The 20,570-nt window shown below is 35.6% G+C and carries 19 protein-coding genes; 9 read left to right on the forward strand and 10 right to left on the reverse strand.

The features are described from left to right. Window positions 1-121: 121 nt before the first annotated feature. Complete coding sequence (locus G440_RS0102340; protein ID WP_026449829.1) at window positions 122-421, reverse strand: GIY-YIG nuclease family protein; 300 nt, start codon at window positions 419-421, stop codon at window positions 122-124. A 289-nt stretch (window positions 422-710) separates the two neighbouring features. Next, window positions 711-1,049: a hypothetical protein gene (locus G440_RS19300; RefSeq protein WP_034258872.1), complete on the reverse strand. Its 339-nt coding sequence runs from the start codon at window positions 1,047-1,049 to the stop codon at window positions 711-713. Between the two features lie 225 nt (window positions 1,050-1,274). On the opposite strand from G440_RS19300, the gene G440_RS0102350 reads away from it, so the two are divergent. From G440_RS0102350 to G440_RS0102360, 3 genes are all read left to right on the forward strand, one after another. Then, on the forward strand, window positions 1,275-1,871 hold the full coding sequence (locus tag G440_RS0102350) for a hypothetical protein (RefSeq protein ID WP_026449831.1): 597 nt from the start codon (window positions 1,275-1,277) through the stop codon (window positions 1,869-1,871). A 15-nt stretch (window positions 1,872-1,886) separates the two neighbouring features. After that, the gene (locus G440_RS0102355; RefSeq protein ID WP_026449832.1) at window positions 1,887-2,150 is read left to right on the forward strand and encodes a hypothetical protein; all 264 of its coding nucleotides are present in this window, start codon (window positions 1,887-1,889) and stop codon (window positions 2,148-2,150) included. 137 nt (window positions 2,151-2,287) lie between these two features. Further along, complete coding sequence (locus G440_RS0102360; protein ID WP_026449833.1) at window positions 2,288-4,027, forward strand: thiamine pyrophosphate-dependent enzyme; 1,740 nt, start codon at window positions 2,288-2,290, stop codon at window positions 4,025-4,027. 163 nt (window positions 4,028-4,190) lie between these two features. Here the strand turns inward: G440_RS0102360 and G440_RS0102365 are convergent, their stop codons facing one another. The 3 genes from G440_RS0102365 to G440_RS0102375 all read right to left on the reverse strand — a co-directional run bounded on the left by G440_RS0102365 (window position 4,191) and on the right by G440_RS0102375 (window position 6,223). After that, complete coding sequence (locus G440_RS0102365; protein ID WP_026449834.1) at window positions 4,191-4,880, reverse strand: hypothetical protein; 690 nt, start codon at window positions 4,878-4,880, stop codon at window positions 4,191-4,193. 63 nt (window positions 4,881-4,943) lie between these two features. Next, a complete protein-coding gene (locus tag G440_RS0102370; protein WP_026449835.1) occupies window positions 4,944-5,678 on the reverse strand; it encodes a sulfite exporter TauE/SafE family protein in 735 nt (244 codons plus the stop codon). Between the two features lie 86 nt (window positions 5,679-5,764). Next, window positions 5,765-6,223, reverse strand: a complete 459-nt coding sequence (locus G440_RS0102375; protein ID WP_034258874.1) for a TspO/MBR family protein — start codon at window positions 6,221-6,223, stop codon at window positions 5,765-5,767. 249 nt (window positions 6,224-6,472) lie between these two features. Here G440_RS0102375 and G440_RS0102380 point away from each other — a divergent pair, with 249 nt between their 5' ends. The 6 genes from G440_RS0102380 to G440_RS21675 all read left to right on the forward strand — a co-directional run bounded on the left by G440_RS0102380 (window position 6,473) and on the right by G440_RS21675 (window position 14,781). Further along, window positions 6,473-7,561: a nickel-binding protein gene (locus tag G440_RS0102380; RefSeq protein WP_026449837.1), complete on the forward strand. Its 1,089-nt coding sequence runs from the start codon at window positions 6,473-6,475 to the stop codon at window positions 7,559-7,561. A 144-nt stretch (window positions 7,562-7,705) separates the two neighbouring features. Next, window positions 7,706-9,091: an FAD-binding oxidoreductase gene (locus G440_RS0102385; protein WP_051285094.1), complete on the forward strand. Its 1,386-nt coding sequence runs from the start codon at window positions 7,706-7,708 to the stop codon at window positions 9,089-9,091. A gap of 48 nt (window positions 9,092-9,139) precedes the next feature. Next, entirely contained in the window at window positions 9,140-10,951 is a 1,812-nt protein-coding gene (locus G440_RS0102390) for a hypothetical protein (RefSeq protein WP_026449839.1), read from the forward strand. A gap of 83 nt (window positions 10,952-11,034) precedes the next feature. Then, window positions 11,035-12,276 carry a hypothetical protein gene (locus G440_RS0102395; protein WP_157417824.1) on the forward strand — a complete coding sequence of 414 codons (1,242 nt, stop codon included), beginning with the start codon at window positions 11,035-11,037 and terminating at the stop codon, window positions 12,274-12,276. Window positions 12,277-12,596: 320 nt separating this feature from the next. Continuing rightward, window positions 12,597-14,420 (forward strand): aminopeptidase P family protein, encoded by a 1,824-nt coding sequence (locus G440_RS0102400; protein WP_051285096.1) that lies wholly within the window; start codon window positions 12,597-12,599, stop codon window positions 14,418-14,420. 250 nt (window positions 14,421-14,670) lie between these two features. Then, complete coding sequence (locus G440_RS21675) at window positions 14,671-14,781, forward strand: M24 family metallopeptidase C-terminal domain-containing protein (protein WP_084426547.1); 111 nt, start codon at window positions 14,671-14,673, stop codon at window positions 14,779-14,781. A 1,052-nt stretch (window positions 14,782-15,833) separates the two neighbouring features. Here the strand turns inward: G440_RS21675 and G440_RS0102405 are convergent. The 5 genes from G440_RS0102405 to G440_RS0102425 all read right to left on the reverse strand — a co-directional run bounded on the left by G440_RS0102405 (window position 15,834) and on the right by G440_RS0102425 (window position 20,516). Further along, on the reverse strand, window positions 15,834-16,055 hold the full coding sequence (locus tag G440_RS0102405) for a hypothetical protein (RefSeq protein WP_026449842.1): 222 nt from the start codon (window positions 16,053-16,055) through the stop codon (window positions 15,834-15,836). 195 nt (window positions 16,056-16,250) lie between these two features. Further along, window positions 16,251-16,892 carry a thiamine phosphate synthase gene (locus G440_RS0102410; protein WP_026449843.1) on the reverse strand — a complete coding sequence of 214 codons (642 nt, stop codon included), beginning with the start codon at window positions 16,890-16,892 and terminating at the stop codon, window positions 16,251-16,253. 62 nt (window positions 16,893-16,954) lie between these two features. Continuing rightward, the gene (locus G440_RS0102415) at window positions 16,955-17,566 is read right to left on the reverse strand and encodes a DEAD/DEAH box helicase (RefSeq protein WP_026449844.1); all 612 of its coding nucleotides are present in this window, start codon (window positions 17,564-17,566) and stop codon (window positions 16,955-16,957) included. Between the two features lie 506 nt (window positions 17,567-18,072). Then, window positions 18,073-19,017 (reverse strand): toll/interleukin-1 receptor domain-containing protein, encoded by a 945-nt coding sequence (locus tag G440_RS0102420; RefSeq protein WP_026449845.1) that lies wholly within the window; start codon window positions 19,015-19,017, stop codon window positions 18,073-18,075. Further along, on the reverse strand, window positions 19,017-20,516 hold the full coding sequence (locus tag G440_RS0102425) for a caspase family protein (RefSeq protein WP_084426550.1): 1,500 nt from the start codon (window positions 20,514-20,516) through the stop codon (window positions 19,017-19,019). Before G440_RS0102425 ends, G440_RS0102420 begins: the two co-directional genes overlap by 1 nt. Between the last annotated feature and the right edge of the window lie 54 nt (window positions 20,517-20,570).

A 20,570-nucleotide genomic window follows, 5' to 3' on the forward strand; every position in this document is an offset into this window, starting at 1 on the left:
TTCGATACAATCCCGATGAAAAATCGGGATCACTCAGCCACCTTTGATTGGTCTGAGTACTTTAACAACCAAACAAAGGTTCCTGAGTAGCTCGACGAAGGAGAGCGTATCGAAGGGTCGGTTATTTCTCCTTATTTTTAAAGATTTTTTTGGCCAATTGAGGTATCAAATGGCTTTCCCCAGAAATTAATGCTTCTTTCTTTTTTCGCGACCATTTCTGTACTTGTTTTTCTCTATTAAAAGCAAAATCAATTCTGTCATATTCCTCGAAATATGCCAGTTTAACAGGTAATCGGTTTTTGGTATAGTTTGAACCTTCGCCTGCTTGGTGTTGATTAAATCTAAACTCCAAGTCTTTCGTACTTCCAGTATAATAGGAATTATCACAGCACAATAATATGTACATAAAGCCTTTAGCCATATTTTAAAGATAGTTAATAATAGTTTTATGGAAAAGGACCCTGACCAACTTCAATGCAAATTCTAAACCTTCTTCCCAGTTTAGAATTTACTCGGCCACCTTAGATCCATCTTAATATTAAAAGAAACAATCAAAGGTCCCTGAGTAGCCCGGGCTTCGATACAAATTTCAAACTGCTTCGCATTTTGAAATTCACTCAGCCACCTTAGATTGGTCTTAATATTTAAAAAATAGGAATACGCAAAGGCTCCTGAGTAGCCCGACAAAGGAGGGCGTATCGAAGGGCCAACTATAAAAACAAATCCCCATATCCCCAAATAATCGTCCCAACAAGACCTGTAATGGTGGAGGCCGCCGACATAAAATCGTGAATAGGATCTTTCTCACGTGCCACCTTAAATTTTTGTTTTAGTCCAATATTCGCATTAAATAAATTTTCAATCTCAGCTTTTTTCATATCAGATAAAATAAACTGAATCGCTACCGAAACAAAACTCAAGACAGCGCCAGACCTTCCAAACCAATCTTCAGTTGCATCAATTGAAAAGTAGCCGGAGATAATGCAAAATGCTATACCGAATATTAGTAGAAGGAAAGGGGTTCTATACTTTTTTCTGTTTATTACCATGGTGTTTTGGTTTTTAGCTAAAATTAAATAAAAAATTCGGCTTCGATACAAATTCCAAACCAGCTTCGCGGTTTGGAATTCACTCAGCCACCTTTGATTGGTCTTAAATATTAAACAAAAAATACTAAGCAAAGGTTCCTGAGTAGTCCGACGAAGGAGAGTGTATCGAAGGGGGAGGGCGTATCGAAGGGGAGCAGAGAGAACTAATTTATATATATTAGCTAAATGAAAAATCTATTTCTTAATATTTGTTTAATCTTGGCAGGAAGTGTATTTGCACAATCTGTTTCCGAAGAAGATGTTGTTGGAGTTTATAGAGAAAAAAGTAATGATCCTGTAGGAGGAAGTACATTAATATTTCTTCCAGATTGTACTTTTGTAATTGCTTATTTTGGAGGGGTTCAAAAAGGAACTTGGGAACGTAAAGGAGAAATGGTTCTTCTTAATGTAAGCACAGAACCCCAGTTCGCTTTATATGGCAGAAAGCTAAACAGCTTAGGAAATAAAACGAAGATTGATTTTTCAATGGATGCCGATAACGGCGCAATGGTGGGACTAGATTCAAATAAAAAAACAACATTAAATCCTGTTTTTAACCGGGATGCCAATTGCTTTAGTCACCCTTATGTATTTACTCAAGAAGAGAAATTGATTCAATTACACGCCGCGCAAGCTTCAAGAGAATGGGAAGGTTCGAATTCAGAAGAAAAACCCTATACTCAAGTTTATCACTTTAATATTTTCGGAGCTTACAATGATTTGATTTTAATAAACCTACCACCAGAATACACTACGAAATCCACCGGTCAGGCAATGTATTAAGACGGCAAATTATATATGGGACCTGAAGATGATGAAGGGATGGCAAAAAGACCTTTAGAAAGCTTAAGTGACGAAGACTCCACTTTTATAAAACAATTCTCAAACAAGAGCCTCCTTCCAGATCAAATTCAAAATGGAGATGAGTTTTTTCCATATACTGAAAATCCTACGGAAGAAGAATTGCAAGCCTATAATCGTATCGATGTTTTAGAAATTTCTCAGGAAGTTATTACGATTGAAGATGAACCCTTTTTTACAGCTACTTGTGCTGAGGATTGATGGTCTTAAATCTTAAATCTGCTAAAATTGAATGGACTTGGGATGTCTAACCCATACTAATTTTGCACAAGCCACAATTAACGTCACCTTAATATAAAACGAATATTGCGTTTGCTATATTTAGAAAAAACAAAAAGATGGCAAAAAAAGTAGCAGATTTATTAGTAGAAAATTTAGTAAACGCAGGTGTTAAAAGGTTATACGCCGTTACCGGAGATAGTTTAAACCCCATCAACGATGCGGTAAGACGAGATGGAAGGTTGGAGTGGATTCATGTAAGCCATGAAGAAGCTGGAGCCTATGCCGCCTCTATGGATGCCGAACTTGACGGTATAGGTTGCTGTATGGGCAGTAGTGGACCAGGCCACGTACACTTGGTTAATGGTCTATACGATGCCAACCGAGCAGGAAATCCCGTAATTGCCATTGCCACCACCATAAACACCGACAAAGCGGGGATGGATAATTTTCAGGAGACCAATGTCGTCAAACTTTTTGACGATTGCAGTAAATACTGTGTTATGGCCAACACTCCACAACAGGCTGCTACAGCATTTCAATCCGCAATTCAGCACGCCATCCAAGACAGGGGAGTGGCTGTAGTGGGCTTACCAGGTGATGTTTCAGAAGCAGATGTTGAGAATATTCCCACCGCTCATAAAAATTTCTACACCAACTCCAGACTTATTCCGGGAAAGAAAGAAATGGCACAATTGGCAGAAGTGATCAACTCCAATAAAAAAGTGATGCTATTCTGTGGGTATGGTTGTAAAGACGCTCAAGAAGAGGCTATGCAACTTTCAGAAAAACTAAATGCTCCTATGGGCTTTAGTTTCCGTGGTAAAATATTTTTTGATAAAACAAGTAATCCCTATGCTGTAGGCTTAAATGGTTTGTTAGGTAACAAATCAGGATTTAAATCTATGCACGAAGCTGATCTCCTTATCTTATTAGGAACGGATTTTCCTTACACCGACTTTTTACCTGAGGAAAACACCATTATCCAAATAGATCATAAACCCGAACGCATTGGTCGCCGTGCCAAAGTAGATTACGGATATGCAGGTGATATAAAAGACACCTTGGAGGCCTTGCTCCCGAAGCTAGATAAAAAGACTGATGATGCGTTTTTAAAAGACATGAGGAAATTACATGCCGAACAAGAAGATAAATATGCTTCTTATGTAGAAGCCAAATCCAAAGAAAATAATATTCATCCAGAGTTTGTGGCGTCTGTAATTGATGACCTCGCTGCAGATGATGCTATTTTTACTGTTGATACCGGTATGTCTGCTGTTTGGGCTGCTAGATACATTAAGGGGAAACGCAATCGTTACCTCACAGGTTCTTTTAACCACGGTTCCATGGCAAATGCTATGCCCATGGCCATTGGGGCAGGACTATCCAGGCCAGAGCGCCAAGTTATTGCTTTATGTGGTGACGGAGGAATTAGCATGCTCTTGGGTGACTTGATGACGATTAGCCAATACAATATTCCCGTAAAAATTATAATCTTCAACAACCGTACTTTGGGAATGGTTAAACTGGAAATGCAGGTGGCGGGATATCCTGAATGGCAGACCGACATGAAAAACCCGGATTTTGCCAAAGTTGCAGAAGCTATGGATATAAAAGCTTGGAATGTGGATGAATGCCAAGATGTTAAAAGTGTCTTGCAAGAGGCAATGGCACATGATGGCCCTGCTCTTGTAAATATTTTTACCGATCCTGACGCTTTGGCTATGCCTCCAAAAGTAGAATTTAGTCAAATGAAGGGATTCGCAACAAGTATGGGCAAATTAATGCTGAATGGACAAGCCGCCGATGTGATTGATACTGCAAAATCTAATATGAAATATTTGAAGGAATTATTTTAGGGTATGCAATCCTTTATATATAATTTGTAATTATCCAGATCCTCGATACAATTCCATCCCGATATGAGTCGGAACGGAATCACTCGGATACCTTTGATTCTTCATGAAATAATATATGGAGTTTTAGCTAAGGGATTGACGGAATGAAATTAAGAATAATAGTTTATTTCTCTTTAAACACAGGATCTTTGGAAAGTGATGGTTTTTCTTTTTGAATACTTTTAAATTTAAACCATTCGTCTCCGATAAAAAAATATAACTCGCCATTATCCTTCCTATCAATCAATACTTGCAGTTTTTCATTTTCAATTAAATAGTTTAGAAAGCGGCCAATTTGCTCTTCCTCAATATTCAAATTGTTGAGCATATATTCCGTAAAATGATCTTCTAAAAAAATCAGATTACGCTCCTTTTTTTCAAATTGAATATATTTTTTCAGTCTTTTCGTTCGTCCGCTGATTGCATTTATAATAGGATCTACCTGCAATGAACCACCTAAAAGAGACAAGAGATGAATAGGTTTAAAATTTCCTGCGGTATAGAGCTGCCTTTCATATTGAGTGAGCGGTTTTATTTCTTTTTGAATAATTCCGAGGGAAACAGCATCGAATTTAGATTTTGATTTAACAATTACTTCATCCAACTTATTTACTTGCTCAAATAATGAAGGTTTTAGGGTGTCTGAGAGCTGAGGTTTTATAGATTCTTGAAGATTTTCTTTTGAAAGAACTGTAGCTGCTTTTTGGATATCCAAAATTGTGTCATTTGCGGAAGAAGTAGTCTTCGTTTCCTTATTTTGAGAAAACGAATAAAGGGAGTATAAAATTAACAAGCTTGTAAATATTAACTTCATTCGCTTTTAAAGTTAGAGTAGAACTTCAAAAATAGAAATGTTTAGATATTCTTCTGTTAAAAATTATATAAGAGATTGACCAACTAAAACTACACCAATCACAATCAACCCCCAGTAAACAAATTTTAAAAAGCTATTATTATTTAATTGAAGGTTGAGGTATCTTCCGAGGAAAATTGCAGGTAATACCACAGGAAGCGAAATAAGGAAGTAATAAGTTACCGTCCAAGTCCACAAACCTTTGTACCAAAAGCCAAACATTCCGATAATGCCGGCAGGTAGAAAATAGGCCTGTAAAGTAGCCCGAAAGTGTTTTGCGCTCCATTTGCGAAGATTGCCATAGATAACCAACGGCGGACCATTCAATCCATAAGCCCCACCGAGAATACCCGACAAAAATCCGCAGATAAAAAGCAAAAGTTTATTATCAGTTTTCAGTTGGAATTCACTTTTTGAGAAAATAGAATATACCGAATACAAAATGATTAAAATTCCCAGAATGGTTTTTACTATATTTTCATTGCCGTAAATCAGCAGTAACAATCCAATGGGAATTCCTAAGACAGCAAAGAGAAGCAACCACTTTGCACTGTGAAAATGAATTTGTTTCCTGTCCTGAACAACTACAATCGTCGCGATAAAAATAGAAATAAGCACCGCAAGCGGAACAGCGGTTTCAATAGGAATAAAAAATATCAATAATGGTACTGCGACTAAAGATTCTCCAAAACCAAAAGTGGAGCGAACCAAAGTAGCTATAAAGACTATTATTAAAATGTAGAAGGTTATTGATTCCATTAAAAGACCAGGGCTTTAAGCTAAAATAATTTCAGAAATGTAAATTTTTTTGAATACCTATACCCATAGCCTAACTGAAAAAGAATTTAATTTTTCACCAAAACATAAGCATTCAAAGAAGTGGCGACCAATAACCAAAGAAAGTAGGCCGCCACTAATAGTGATTTTAACCCCATCTTCGGCCAATAATAAAAAAGAAAAAATCCAACTACTGCGGTAAGTGCAGCAATGACAAATAAGCCTCCTAGAACTTGTTGATAATTGAAGAAAATAGGATTCCACGCAATTGCCAATATATAAAGTAAGACCAATGCGCCTATAAAAAGGTTTCTGTTCTCTACTAGGGGCCATAAATACGCCAAATAGATACTAAAACAAATTAACGTTACGGTCCAAGAAAGGCCAACAATCAAGCCAGAAGGAGTCCAGGGTGCTGTGTGCATACTGGCATACCACTCAGATTTTGGACCTTCTCCGCCTAGAAAACGGCCAAGGCCTATAGAAGCAAAATTCAGTATTAAGAATATGATGAGTCTGTAAACCATTTTAATTTTATTTTAATTTCGGATAAAAAGAAAGATTTTCAAAACTTAAGAATCAATAATTGTACAAGGCAAAAATAGAGCAAAATCCCCTCAATTCTTAATGTTACAATGGAAGACTTATATTCTTGTTGCGTTTGAGCTATAATCGTCTAGAACTAAGTATTAAAAATTCTAGCTAATTAGTTCTAAGTCAAGTCTGTATTTCAATAATTTAAAAAAATAACGTACATTACATTTAAAACTAAGCAGATGCCCTTATTTATGGACTTCCACGACCTTCCTGAGGGTCTTACAGCAAAGCATGTTGCAGAGATGCATCAAGCCGACTTAGATATTGAGCACAAATATAATTGTCGTGGGTTGACCTACTGGTGTGATGAAAAAAGACAAACAGCTTTTTGTTTAATAGATGCGCCAGATAAACAAGCGGTTATAGACTTGCATAAAAATTCCCATGGTGCTATTCCACAGCGCATTATTGAAGTTAATGACACCATAGTAGAATCCTTTTTAGGCCGTATTGAAGATCCGGAAAAATCAAAAAATACAAAGCTGAACATAGTTAATGATCCTGCTTTTAGAACCCTTATGATTGTTAAGCTAAAGCATAAAATCTTAAGAACTCAAGAGATAAATACTTTAAAAGCCGCAATTAGAGGCTATAGCTCTTCAATAGAAACATTAACGTCTAATTATAATGGTCGTTTAGTACGACACGAAGCAAACACCTTTTTAATGTCTTTTAAATCTGTTACAGATGCTATTAATTGTGCGATAAAAATTCAAGAATCTTACAATTGTGTTATTACTCCAGATTTAGAGTTTAGAATAGGAATAAGCGCTGGAATTCCAGTTACTGACAAGGAAGGCATTTTTGAGGACACCATAAAAACCTCCGATTATTTATGCGATATAGCCAAGGCAGATATTGCTATAACAACTGCTGTTAAAGATCTCTATGAAGGGGAAAACCAAAATAAGCCAATAGCTGAAAGTAAAATCATTCGTGCTTTGAGTAGTACGGAGGAAGAATTTATAACTCAACTGATGGATTATACCGAAAAAATATGGTCGAATCCAGAAACAGGCGTCAATAATTTTGAAGCGAATTTAGGTTATAGCAAATCTAAATTATACCGCACCATGATGAATTTGGTCAGTAAATCTCCGAATACGTTTCTAAGAGATTATCGTTTAAACAAAGCATTAGAATTATTGGAAAAACAGAATTCTAATATTTCTGAAATTGCTTATCAAACAGGCTTTAGCAGCCCTGCCTACTTTTCAAAATGTTTCTATAAAAAATATGGAATTCTACCTTCAAATTTTTATAGCTAATAAATATATCTCTGTACTACAAATAGTTAGACACCTATTTCTTCTTGGTCTAAAATTACATTTATTTGGTCTAAACGTAGAATGATTGAAAATCAATCTGTTCTACTTTTGATTAGAATCAATTTTTAACCAAATAAATAAAAGATGAAAATGTCAGTCAAAAACATCGCTCCTAACATAATTCAAGCCTTTAAATCACAATTAAAGGGGAGCCTTATTGTACCGTCAGACGCAAACTATAACGAAACCCGTGAAGTATATAATGCAATGATTGACAAACGTCCAGGCATTATTGCCACTTGTGAAAATGTGGACGATGTTATAGCTGCTGTAAACTTTGGGAGAGACAACAATCTGTTGGTGGCCATACGAGGAGGCGGCCATAATGGTGCAGGTTTAGGTTTGTGTAATGATGGTTTGGTAATAGATTTATCAGGCATTAAGTATGTGGACGTAGATACCTCGAACAATACAGTAAAAGTTGGAGGGGGAAATATTTGGAACGAAGTAGATAAAGCCACACATGAATTTGGTTTAGCAATACCTTCAGGAATGATTTCAACAACAGGCGTTGCTGGATTAACACTTGGTGGTGGCGTTGGTTATTTAACACGGAAATACGGCCTTACCATAGATAATTTATTAGAAGCAGAAATGGTTCTGGCAGACGGTAGTTTTGTTACTGTAAACGCTATAAAAAACACCGACTTGTTTTGGGCCATTCGCGGTGGAGGTGGGAATTTTGGCGTGGTCATCTCTTTTAAATTTCAAGCACATCCTGTAAAAATGCTAATGGGCGGACCTACTTTATGGCCAATTGAAAGAGTGGAAGAAATAATGGCTTGGTATGATAAATTTATCAACGAGGCTCCAGAAGATTTAAACGGGTTTATAACGACCATGGTCATTCCCGAATCCCCATTTCCAGAGCATTTACATGACAAAAAGTTTTGTGGTATCGTTTGGTGCTATCTTGGAGATGCAGAAAAATTTGAAGCGATCTTTAAACCTGTATTAGACCTCAACCCTGTTTTTGCTCATGTTGGCGAGATGCCTTACACAGCCTTACAAACCATGTTTGATGGATTCTTCCCAAAAGGTTTGCAATGGTATTGGAGAGCTGACTTTTTTAACGAGTTAGGCCCAGAAGTAAGGGCTCAGCATTTAAAATTTGGTTCAGTAATACCTACAGCACTTTCCCAAATGCATTTATATCCTATTTCCGGAGCGGCGAGCAGAGTAGGGGCTGAAGAAACACCTTGGGCGTATAGAGATGCTAAATATGCAGGTGTGTATTTAGGCGTAGATCCAGATCCTGCAAATGCGACCAAAATCACCAATTGGTGTAAATCTTATTATGAGGCCTTGCATCCATATTCGGCAGGCGGTGCGTATTCAAATTTTATGATGGAAGAAGGTCAAGATCGAATTAAAGCGAGTTATAAGCATAACTATGATAGATTAGTCAAAATTAAAAAAGCGTACGATCCAGAAAATTTGTTTCGAGTGAATCAGAATATTAAAGCATAATACAAGGCTTTTTAAATTTAAGACTTTACTAACATTAAATCAAATATCATGAAAACAGAAAGGAAACTAAAGTTAGAAAATATTGTACGGATATTGGTTTTGATGATTTTAGCTGCTGTGTTAGTTATACCATTGCAAGCTCGAGTAAAAAATGTGGATATACCAACTAAAGAGAATATCAAAACGAATAAGTTCAATGATTATAATCCTGCACAAATCAGTTATAGACCTTTGGATCATTTTTGGAGTAGTTCGCGGACAGATAATTATTCCACTGCCAATTCAGAAGCTAAAATTGGTGCCTTAAGAACAAACTACCGCTTTGTAAGAACTGATGGATATATCCTAGATGAGCCTTCAAATGTTGAAGGGGAAGCTGTTCCCCTGTATTTGTACTATAGTGATACAAGGAAAGACAATTTTATAACTTCCACAGCTGAAGGGATTAGAGCGGCAGAAAATGATGGGTATAGAAAGGTTCGTATTGAAGGCTATGTTTTGAAAACTGTCAAACCTGAATATCAACATTTATACAAACCTCTCTGGTTGTTTTATCACGATACTAGAAAAGACAATTTTACCATTGCCACACCAGCGGGAATTAGAGTCGCGGAAGCAGGAGGATATCGAAAGGTACGAGTTGAAGGTTATGTATCGATCACTAGCAGAAATAATGCAATTATACACGATGTAGCTTTGGATAATTCTTGGAATGATTTTTTAATAACAAATCCACCTAATAGCACCCAAGAAGATTTAGATAAATGGATAAGGATTGTAACTAAAATGCAGGGAATTGAAGGCTTTGATCCTGTTCGGAACCTTATTGGCGTTAGACCTGCAGAAAAAAGAATAAAAGATTTACCAGGCACTGGTTATAAGAATAATTGGTTGCCTGTAGGTGCACAGAAACAAGTTTGCTGCGGAAAATTAGAAAATTTCACAACTTATGATGGAACGGGTGACGAGATGGACTGGAATTTTAAAGTATTGCCCAATGACGAATTTTCATTTTTAATTACAATGGTCCAACAATATAAAAATGAATCCTTTCTTATGAGTCCTGATGGTTGGCATAAAAATAAAAGAGGCCAATTTCTATTGGAAGCAGAAGTTACCCCAGATCAGAGTTTATATAACAATGTATTTTTTCCCAAACGGACTACTATCATTGTTGATACAATAATAGAACTTGGTGTTCAAAAGGTAAGGAGGAAAAAAAAGGATAGTAATGATCCCGACATAGCACTTGAAGGAAAAGAAATGTGTTTCTATGGTCCTTGGGTCAGAGAATGGTTTCATCATCATCGACCAGAGATACATCCTTCGGAAATGATATGGTGGAGAGAGAACAATGGATATTATATGATGTTGATACAAGACGACTCCAATAGATTTGATGACGAAGATGATTTTGATTTGGATGGTATTGGTAACAACAGTTGGAAACCTTGGGCGGAACCCCCATTAACAGCTCAATTCAAAATTGCTTTTGAAGTTAACCCTACAGAACCAATTCTTCCTCTTAAAATGGATATTAGAGAAGTCTATAAAAGATTTGTAGTTACAAAAGATGATGCAGACGCCTCAGCCGATTCCGACAATGGCGCCGCTCATACATTAGTAGTAGATAACAAAAAACTTTTAATTGTAAATGAAGAGCAAGAAAATGACAATGACCTTGGGGTAAAGTTTGTGGAGATTACTAAAAGAGTAGATGGAACTATACAAGGATACTTGCAGATAACCACGAAAATAGGCGGTCCGGATTTAGGAGGTGATGAAGGCTATCACATATTATATGTTACAAGTTCTAAGATGCCAATAGTAAAAACCATTCGAGATCATCGAACAGATTAGCAGCTATTTGTAAATATTATTATATGATTAAGATACTATCAAATAGCTAAAAAAACTACATGACAACTAAAAAACACAGTATTATGAAAACAATTATAAAGTATAAAATTAATGGAATACTATATGGATTTACCTTAGCGATTTTCGTTTTAACATTCGGAGCATCTGCAGAGGCGCAAGTAATACGTGATCACCGCACTAAAACTAAAACCATTACGCGAGACCATAGAACCAATACGCCTAATAGTTCCCAAAATGCATTAGATAAGAATAAAGAATTTTCTGAAAATGCAGCGAATCAACAATTTAATAAAGCTAAATTTTTAGGAGATGTACCAAGTTTTACCCGTATTAATTACACTTCTAAAATTCAAGGTATATCTAACAATAAAGATTATTGGTTTTTTACACAATTAACTAAAATCAAAAAGATTCCTGTAGGATATGATTTAACAAAAGACGCCAATAATAGTTCGGATTCTAGAATTAAAACTGCTTGGATGCCTCAATTTCTCTCTAATTTGGGTTATGATCATTTTGGTGATCCAGACAATTTTAACGGGTATTTATTTGTACCGGTTCAAACCCCTGAAGAATTTCGTGATGAAAACGATAACCCTCATTATGCTTCAAGTGCAACAGCTGATATCATTCTTCTAAATCGATATGGTAAAAAAAGGCGAAGATATCCTGTAATTGCTGTTTTTGATGAAAATACCTTAGTATTTATAGATTGTTTTAAATTAAATAATAGAGGTGAAGGTGGTTGGGTTACTATAAATCCAATAACCAACGAACTTTATACATCTGTATCTACTATAACAAAAGACAAACCAATAGTTAGATATTCTATAAACTGGGATAAATTACGACGTAATAGAAAGTTAGAATTAAAAAAAGAAGGTCCTTTTCATATAAATTATGATGATCTCCCAAATGAATGGCCAAAGCGAGGGTTTGACAGCTATATGCAAGGTGGCGATTTTTCGGATGATGGCGTGTTTCTATATCTTACTAATGGTATAACAAAGTTTCCGAATGGGGGCTGGACAAAAAGTAGAGGGCTACATATTATTAAAAATATAGATCATAAAAACGGTATATGGGAAAAATCCTCTACACAATCAGGCTCTAATGGCTTAAAATATAAATATAGTAGTACTAGGCAAGAACCCGAAGGACTAACCTATTTTGATTTAACAAATGACAATAGAATTACAGATAGTAAATTAAAAGGTCAAGTACATGCCATATTGTATACCCATTTGCCACCATCACAACATTTAATAAAACATTTCAAAGTTTTTATAACAAATATAAAATAATAGGTAATTAGTGATTGCAATTAATAAAAGAACGTCGGCTTTCAGGGTAGACTTAATATAAATGAAGTATCAATAAGCCAGAAAGAAGTATTTATTCTCAAGTCTAGGTCATAAATATGCTAAATAAAACATGAAAGAAATCAAATTTTCGGTCCAGATGTTCCAAATCACTAGGCTCGAAGGGTTCAAAGGAGCCATGTCAATTATAACTTACCATTTAGAATTTGAATCTTCGCCCTCTAGTAATCGTCCAAATCCTGATATATAATCATTATTATAAACTAGGAAATTAAGGCGCATGGATTTAAATATTCTTAGTTTTGAATCCGTTACATCCAAATAGAAAATTTCAATCACATAGGATCAATAAAAGGCTAGAAAAGCTACGCAAACAACTAATTAAACATAATTTAGATGCAGTTATTATCCCATCAACAGATCCGCATCAATCAGAATATGTTGCCAAGCATTGGAAAGTAAGGGAATACTTTTCAGGATTTACCGGTTCAGCTGGGGTTTTGGTTTTAAACCAAGATGAAGCAGCACTTTGGACAGATTCCCGTTATTTTTTACAATTTGAAGACGAATGTAAGGACTATAATATCAAATTGCACAAACAATCCATTCCGCATGCGCCGGAACACGTACAATGGTTGTGCGATACTTTAGGAGAAAACGCTGCTATAGGTCTGGATTTTTTACAGTTTTCCAAAGCTCAAATAGATTATATATGGGAGATTTCAGCATCTAAAAAAATTCAACTTAAAAACACGCCAAAGTTAGTAGACGAAATTTGGACTGACAGACCTGCTTTGCCATCCTTCCCAATAGAAATTCAACCCTTAGATTACAGCGGGGAAACAACAGCTTCTAAATTACTAAAGGTTCAAAATAAAACTGCAAACGCGAAAGCTGACTATTATTTATTTTCAAGTTTGGATGAAATTGCTTGGTTGTTTAATATCCGTTCCGAAGATGTCGATTTTACACCATTGGTCACGGCTTATGCGCTGGTAGGACTTGAAAAGACGCTATTATTCTGTGATCGAGATAGATTTTCATCTACGGCTATTGCTGCATTTTCAAAATTGAATATTGAAATTGTCAACTATGATTTAGCAATTGTTGAATTACAGAAAATAGATGCCAATAAAAAGATAATCACAGATGTTTCATCGCTAAACTATGCGGTTTTTAACGGGGTGAAGAGTATGTTTTTATTTCAAAACTCAATAGCAAAAGAATTAAAAGCTATTAAAAATGAAACTGAGATTAAGGGTGCCAAAAGCTGTATGGTAAAGGATGGGGTCGCACTTACCAAGTTTTTTATATGGTTGGAAAATGAACTCGCAAGAAGAGCCATTTCAGAATTTGAAATTGGCAAAAAAATGGAAAGCTTTAGAAAACAACAAGATTTGTATATGGGCGAGTCTTTTGCGGCAATTGTAGGTTATAAAGGCAATGGCGCTATCATTCACTATACAGCAGCAGCAGAAAATTCAGCTATGGTGAAAAATGAGGATGTTCTGTTAATTGATAGTGGCGCACAATATATAGATGGAACTACAGATATTACCCGTACCGTTTGGTTGGGAGGGATTCCTTCAAATGAATTGAAAATTGCATATACTTCAGTTTTAAAGGGATATATAGCACTTGAGCAATTACAATTCCCAAAAGGAACCGTTGGAATGCAAATAGATGCTTTTGCCAGATTTCATTTATGGCAGCAAGGCTTAAACTATCCGCACGGCACGGGGCATGGGATAGGAAGTTTTGGAATGGTACACGAACCAGCGCAAGGTTTTGCATCAAGTATGACAACCGGTTACGGGAGCACAGAACATTTATCCAATCAGTTGACAACAATTGAACCAGGTTGCTATAAAAAGGACTTTTTCGGGATTCGTATTGAAAACGTAGTACTTTCTTCAATTAAAGAAAAAACCGAATTTGGTGAATTTCTAGGTTTTACGCCAATCACGCTATTTCCTATAGATAGACAGCTTATTGATAAATCATTATTAACAGAATCAGAAACAGAGTGGTTTAATTATTACCATAAAGTGGTTTTTGAAAAACTATCTCCAGTATTGGATAACACCGAAAAAAAGTGGTTACAAAGGATGTGTGAAGAGTTATAAGAATTCATTTTCAACTTATTAATCAATAGACAACAAATAAGCATTCTAAAAGTCGAGCTGTTATCCTTGCTTTCTCTGAAGTCAATCCCGTAGGGGTTACATATTTATAGAAAATTATAATATCCAAAATTCGACCCGCAAGGGATCGCATCTTCTCTCTGGACGATATATCTATAAATATTTGAATCCTCCGGATTCGTTTCCAATATAAATAATTAAAACAAATTTAAGTTGAACCACACTATTTCCCATTGATAGACAGCTAATTGATAGATCGCTCTTGATGGATTCAGAAATGGAATGGTTTAATTCTTATCATAAATCGGCTTCACACCATCCCGAAGGGATTGAATATTTATAGAGAAAATATAATGTTCTCAATTCGACCCCATCGGGGTCGCATCTTCTCTGTGGATAATATATCTATAAATATATGAATCCTACGGATTCAGTTCCAATAAAAACAATTTTAATACCTCGGGGCAGAGCCCACGAGGTATTAATCCCGATAGCTAAAAAACAAACTCCAAACCCGCCTGCCCTCCTACGGCGGGTGAACCGGACGGGCAGGTTCCAAAAGAAAACAATGCGAGGCAGAGCCTCGGGGAATTAACTCGGAAAAGATTAAAGCAAATTTTAGGTGAATCATACTATTTTTAATTGATAATACAGCTTATAGACAAATCGCTGCTGATGGATTCAGAAAAAGAATATTAAAAAACCAAGCTGGATACGTTGCTTTCTTTGGAGTTAATCCCAAAGGGATTATATATTTATAGAAATATTGTTCCAACCAGAATTCGACCCCAGAGGGGTCGCACCTTCTTTCTGGCGATGTTGTATCTATAAATATTTGAACCCTACGGATTCGTCTCCAAGAAAAACAATTTTAATACCTCGGGACAGAGCCCACGAGGTATTAATCCCGATAGCTACCGGGGCCAAAAAACGAACTCCAAACCCGCCTGCCCTCCTACGGCGGGTGAACCGGACAGGCAGGTTCCAAAAGAAAACAATGCGAGGCAGAGCCTCTGGGAATTAACTCGGAAAAGATTAAAGCAAATTTTAGGTGAATCATATTATTTTTAATTGATAATACAGCTTATAGACAAATCGCTCCTGATGGATTCAGAAAAAGAATATTAAAAAACCAAGCTGGATACGTTGCTTTCTTTGGAGTTAATCCCAAAGGGATTATATATTTATAGAAATATTGTTCCAACCAGAATTCGACCCCAGAGGGGTCGCACCTTCTTTTAGCCGATCTTCTTGATTACAATATCCGGTGGCCCTAAGTAAAGCACTTAAATTTCTTAATTCTGTAATGTCTCCTTTTTTGCACCATTAGGAAGTTAAGGCGCATTAAGTTACACGTAAATTGTGACGAACTTAGACCTTATAGGCTATTACTGTTTATTCTATAATTTCGTAATCGATGGATAGCTTTCGCAATGCTCTTAATGCAGAACCACTGTCTTTATCGTCCACATCAATTTCTACAGCGTCACCTTCCAAAAGGATTTCTGTAAGTTCATTAGCCAAGGATTGATCTAGATTTGAAAGCCCAATAATACATTGCGCTATCGCTCTTCTATCTGGTCGTTGTGCATCACAAGACAATAAGTTTAATTTCATCTGTATAAAATATTTGAGAAATGGGAAGATGCCCGCCTGCCGGATGGGCAGGGAATGCCCCTCCCGATAGCTATCGGAACATCTTCGGTTGGTTTACAATTTGTTAATGGGCATTTCATAATAATTATTTATAAAAGGTTAAAAACCAATTGATAAAGGTATTATTCTACCGTCTACCGACCAAAGACTACCATCTCACTCAAACGTATGCCGTTGCTCTGCGGTTGAAGACGCGTTAAGCAGTTGGTGAAAGATTCTTATAGTATTAAAATCTCGCGTAATTTCTTCGGATACAGCAATTCCAGAAATACCTGTTTCCAAAATAGCTGTAACGTCCTTTGTTGTGATACCGCCGAAGCCAATAATAGGCGTGCCGGTTTTCAATACATCTGTAATGGCTGAATATCCCTTTAACCCTAAAACTGAAGTTATATTCTCTTTATTTTCGGTTTCTCTAAAAGGCCCTAAGCTAATATAATTCACTTGTTTATCAAGTAGTGTTTCGCAATCTTGGAAGGTGTTTGCTGTGCCGCCGATAATTTGCCAAGAGTATAAATGCTTTTTCGCAACACTAGGGCAGGGGCCGGTTTTTCCTATATGTAAACCATCAGCTTTAATAGCTTTTGCAACTTTATAATTATCGTGAATGAGCAGTCTGGTCTGAAAATGCGCGGTGATTTCTCTAGCTTCTTCAGCCAATTTCAAAAACTTTTTCTCAGACATACCATTTAATCCCAATTGCACCAATTCCACCCCTGAAGTACAAGCATTCTGAATATTTTCCAAATGCTCCTCCGGCGAGTTCCCCTGAGATATATAATGTAGTTTAGGTATCATCTGCACTAGTCGTTTTTCTCATTATTTTTAAATTCACTCATAACTCATAACTGTCACCTGTCTCAACTCTTCACCACCTTAGAATACTCCATAAAATGCGACTCAAACCGTTTTAACATGGGGTGCATTTTTTCAGAATACAACACATACTGGCATTTCGGAATACTTTGAGTAATAGACATAATGGCCGCATAGGAAGATTTTTGAGTTAGAAATTCTGAATCATCAATACTAAAGATCTTTAAATCGGCTACACTTACTCCATTTGTTAAAAACAACTTGTTCATTGATTTTGGTGTGGAGATAAGAATGTCAACTCCCATAGCGATTTCAGATTTTTGCACATCATTATGAAGCTCTTCATAACCTACATACACTCGCAAGGAATTGTTTTTGGTATATGCTAGAAAAGTATCGTATAACTCCATGGCTATTTCCTTATTTTCTACAAGAACTACCGCTCTTGGAGCGTTGCCAATGGCTCTGTATTTTAATTTCTGCAATGTGGTTAGGATAAGCGTAGTAGTTTTTCCGCTATCTTTTGGGCCGATGCAATACACATTGGCGCCACTTTTTATAACCGGAATACTCTTGGTTTGAAATGCAGTAGGGGTTGTTATTTCAAATTGGGCTAGTTTCTCTTGTATTTCGGGATGAAGTTTTTTAAAAGGCATAGGAACTATTAAAATTGGATTTTTGAGCTAAGGTAATAATTGAACAAATATACTATCTAAAGTCCATTTAAACGGATGGAGGTTCATTTTCTATTGATATGTGCTAAACACAAGCGAAAAGCTTTAAATCAAACATGCAATCGATTAGCCATTAATCATAATTCAAGTATATTTAAGTAATATAAGATCGTCGTATTTAATAATTTTTATATTGAAGCGAGTAAATTTTATAAGGCATATTAAAGAGTTAAATTTTTCTAGCTGAAATGTTAGATTAATAAGAATATTTCATAGGGATTACTAATCTAAAGAAACGATATTGTAGTCTTCCGCTATTATGGTTGAGTCGGATATGAACGCGATGCTACCGAAGTTTCGGGAGCGCACAAGCGGGGGAGGATAATCAACTTCGAAAATTATTGTAGTTATTAATGATGCCTAATTGGCAAATGGGGAGCGGTGATTTTTTAGTTTTTTCCAATTTAAATTACTTCGTGGTTGATTTTTTATTGCTCCGTTTGTATGGCTTTAAGGAGTTTTTTCATACTTGAATTAAATTCGTTGGGACCTACATCTATACAAAGACTGTTTTGCAGCCTTGCAATAATGCCGTCCATATTATTTTTCAGGTTTCGCGTACGTATTAGTTTACTATCCAAATCTCTTGTATTTATATCTTTTTGGTGAGATTGAAGTATTAAGAGTTCAAGTTCTTTAATTTTTATTTCAATTTTAGTTACCTTTTTTATAGTATAATCATTCTGAAAAAAATCATTATCTAGATAACACGCAATAAACTTTTTGTGATCTAGATAAGCCTGAAGGAATAAGGTGTCTACAGTTTCCATACCTACCCAAGCAGATTCCAAACTTGAATTAGATATCAAAGAGACCGTTACTGTAGCAACCTTTAGCGACGTCTGTATAAAGGTCTTTATGTCTGTACCAGCTTCCATATTCTCCGTGTCAATAATTACATCAATTTTGGCCGCTTCTATAGCTTCTTTTATTTTTAAGGCAACATCGACGTCATTATGATTATAGGATATAAAAACGCAGGGGGGAAGTGGAGGTAGATCGCCCTTTTTATACCAAATTAAATAAACTAAAAGAATTTCTAATGGAATTAAGAAATAGGTAGATGTCTTTATAACCTGAATATCTTCTAATCCTATCAATGCATCCAATATAATTACGCCTACGATAGCACTAACAAATAAAGCCGATAAAATTTTAAGTCCTCGTATGTTTGTTTCAAAACTTTTATTTTTTGTTAGAAATAATAATAAAATAGGTGGTAAATAAAGGATTAAAAACCATAGCCAAACATAAACCTTAAAATCGCCTAAGAATCCTGTAGCTGTTTGTATTACTAGAAAAAGAAATGAAATTGCAAATCCAATTAATATCAGGTTCAATAGGCTTTCTCTTGCTGTTTTAACTTTAGCCATTAGTCTTTAATTAGTTCTTGTCCTAATTTTGATTGTTCAATATGCTTAATACCTGTATTAGAACTTGGAAGCTCAAGTTCAGCGCTGATGGTGTTTTGCGATAATTTGTATTCATAAATAAATGCTCTTACCTGGTAATTACTCGCATCTTTAATCTTAATTTCCGGGGGTAGTGGGTTTGAAGGACCTGCAACCCAAGATAAGGCTTCCTGCCTACTTACTTTAGCTTCAAAATCTTGATCCAAGCCAATGTCTGTAACAGAGAAAACAAAGACCCTAAAATAACCTTCGTTTGGCATGAATACTGATTTTAAAATTCTTATAAAGAAATTTTCAGTATCCGCTTCAGTATCTTTCAAAAGTTCCTCTTTCCAGCGATAGGGATGTTTTTTTGATGTTGCATCTACATTAATTTGTTCTAGTTGGGTGGCAATTGCATACCCATGATTTAGTCCATCCTTACTAATACCATAATAGCGTATTTCTGAATAACCATGCTTTCGTAATGCAGAAACCAGCAGGTTATTTACATCTTGAAGGGTTTCACAATTCTCAAATGCAGTTGCAAAAACATCTTGATCCACCATTCGTGAAGGTGTAGGAGGTGGCCAAGGAAAGTTTAATCGCTTCACGATATTTAAATTTGGTTCAACTTTACCAACCCATGTAAGACCTTCTGTTAAATCACCAAAAACAGTAATATCTGCTTTTCCGCCTGATATTTCTTTCATCGCTATTTTTGTACCTAGGTAAGTATTTTTTACGGAAGAATAAGGTTGTAATCTTTCTGAAAAAGTATCGGCAAACAAGCTATTTTTTTCATCAGTACCTAATCCAATTAACCTTTTAGCCGACCGAAAGGAAATAAAAGTATGTTCCGGCATATCTGTTGGATTCATAAAACATGGTTCATCGTTTTCTTCTCTAGTTTTAAAAGGAAAATTATTAGCATAGCAACCATCAATAGAAATAAGGTTTTGTTTGGTTGTATCTACATTTTCTAAATAGAAATCTAAATTTAAAGTTTCTAGTGCTATTGCATTCTCATCCTCAAGTTTTGCATCAATAGGAACCAGGTAGTTTTTTCCATTGATTTGAACTGTATGACCTGCGTAATAAAAAAATGAAATTTTCGCTTCTTTACTAGTTAGAATAAAACGACGTATCGCTGATTGCATTTCTATTTTTGTAGCATTCTCAACTTTAGTTACATTAAAACCTAGATTAGATAAATTTTTGCCAATTAAATTTATATCCTTAATTGGTGTGTTTAATGCATTAAAACCTTGATAAGAAGCGTTCCCAATTAAAAGCACCATAAGTTTAGTGCTGTCTTGTTGTCCCTTTTTAGCAATAACTTTTTCAGTTTTATTAACATCTCCATTATTATATTTTTTAGTTTTAAATTTATTACGATCAATCTGAGAAAAACCCATACTGAAACTAAGGGCAATAAGAAGCACTATAGACGATCTTATGATTTTGATTAATGTTTTCATTTGATTCTGTCTTAGAGTTTATTGTAATAGATGTTTTTAAGTAGAGAACGATAA

The sequence above is a fragment of the Aequorivita capsosiphonis DSM 23843 genome (genome assembly GCF_000429125.1).
GTDB lineage: Bacteria > Bacteroidota > Bacteroidia > Flavobacteriales > Flavobacteriaceae > Aequorivita > Aequorivita capsosiphonis.

Bases quoted from the DNA above. Each gene is read 5' to 3' on its own strand.
- G440_RS0102390 (WP_026449839.1), top strand. From the start codon at position 9,140: ATGAAAACAGAAAGGAAACTAAAGTTAGAAAATATTGTACGGATATTG.
- G440_RS0102395 (WP_157417824.1), top strand. From the start codon at position 11,035: ATGAAAACAATTATAAAGTATAAAATTAATGGAATACTATATGGATTT.
- G440_RS0102415 (WP_026449844.1), bottom strand. From the start codon at position 17,566: ATGCCTTTTAAAAAACTTCATCCCGAAATACAAGAGAAACTAGCCCAA.
- G440_RS0102425 (WP_084426550.1), bottom strand. From the start codon at position 20,516: ATGAAAACATTAATCAAAATCATAAGATCGTCTATAGTGCTTCTTATT.
- G440_RS0102405 (WP_026449842.1), bottom strand. From the start codon at position 16,055: ATGAAATTAAACTTATTGTCTTGTGATGCACAACGACCAGATAGAAGA.
- G440_RS0102370 (WP_026449835.1), bottom strand. From the start codon at position 5,678: ATGGAATCAATAACCTTCTACATTTTAATAATAGTCTTTATAGCTACT.
- G440_RS0102360 (WP_026449833.1), top strand. From the start codon at position 2,288: ATGGCAAAAAAAGTAGCAGATTTATTAGTAGAAAATTTAGTAAACGCA.
- G440_RS0102380 (WP_026449837.1), top strand. From the start codon at position 6,473: ATGCCCTTATTTATGGACTTCCACGACCTTCCTGAGGGTCTTACAGCA.
- G440_RS0102420 (WP_026449845.1), bottom strand. From the start codon at position 19,017: ATGGCTAAAGTTAAAACAGCAAGAGAAAGCCTATTGAACCTGATATTA.
- G440_RS0102375 (WP_034258874.1), bottom strand. From the start codon at position 6,223: ATGGTTTACAGACTCATCATATTCTTAATACTGAATTTTGCTTCTATA.
- G440_RS0102385 (WP_051285094.1), top strand. From the start codon at position 7,706: ATGAAAATGTCAGTCAAAAACATCGCTCCTAACATAATTCAAGCCTTT.
- G440_RS0102350 (WP_026449831.1), top strand. From the start codon at position 1,275: ATGAAAAATCTATTTCTTAATATTTGTTTAATCTTGGCAGGAAGTGTA.
- G440_RS0102355 (WP_026449832.1), top strand. From the start codon at position 1,887: ATGGGACCTGAAGATGATGAAGGGATGGCAAAAAGACCTTTAGAAAGC.
- G440_RS0102365 (WP_026449834.1), bottom strand. From the start codon at position 4,880: ATGAAGTTAATATTTACAAGCTTGTTAATTTTATACTCCCTTTATTCG.
- G440_RS0102340 (WP_026449829.1), bottom strand. From the start codon at position 421: ATGGCTAAAGGCTTTATGTACATATTATTGTGCTGTGATAATTCCTAT.
- G440_RS0102410 (WP_026449843.1), bottom strand. From the start codon at position 16,892: ATGATACCTAAACTACATTATATATCTCAGGGGAACTCGCCGGAGGAG.
- G440_RS19300 (WP_034258872.1), bottom strand. From the start codon at position 1,049: ATGGTAATAAACAGAAAAAAGTATAGAACCCCTTTCCTTCTACTAATA.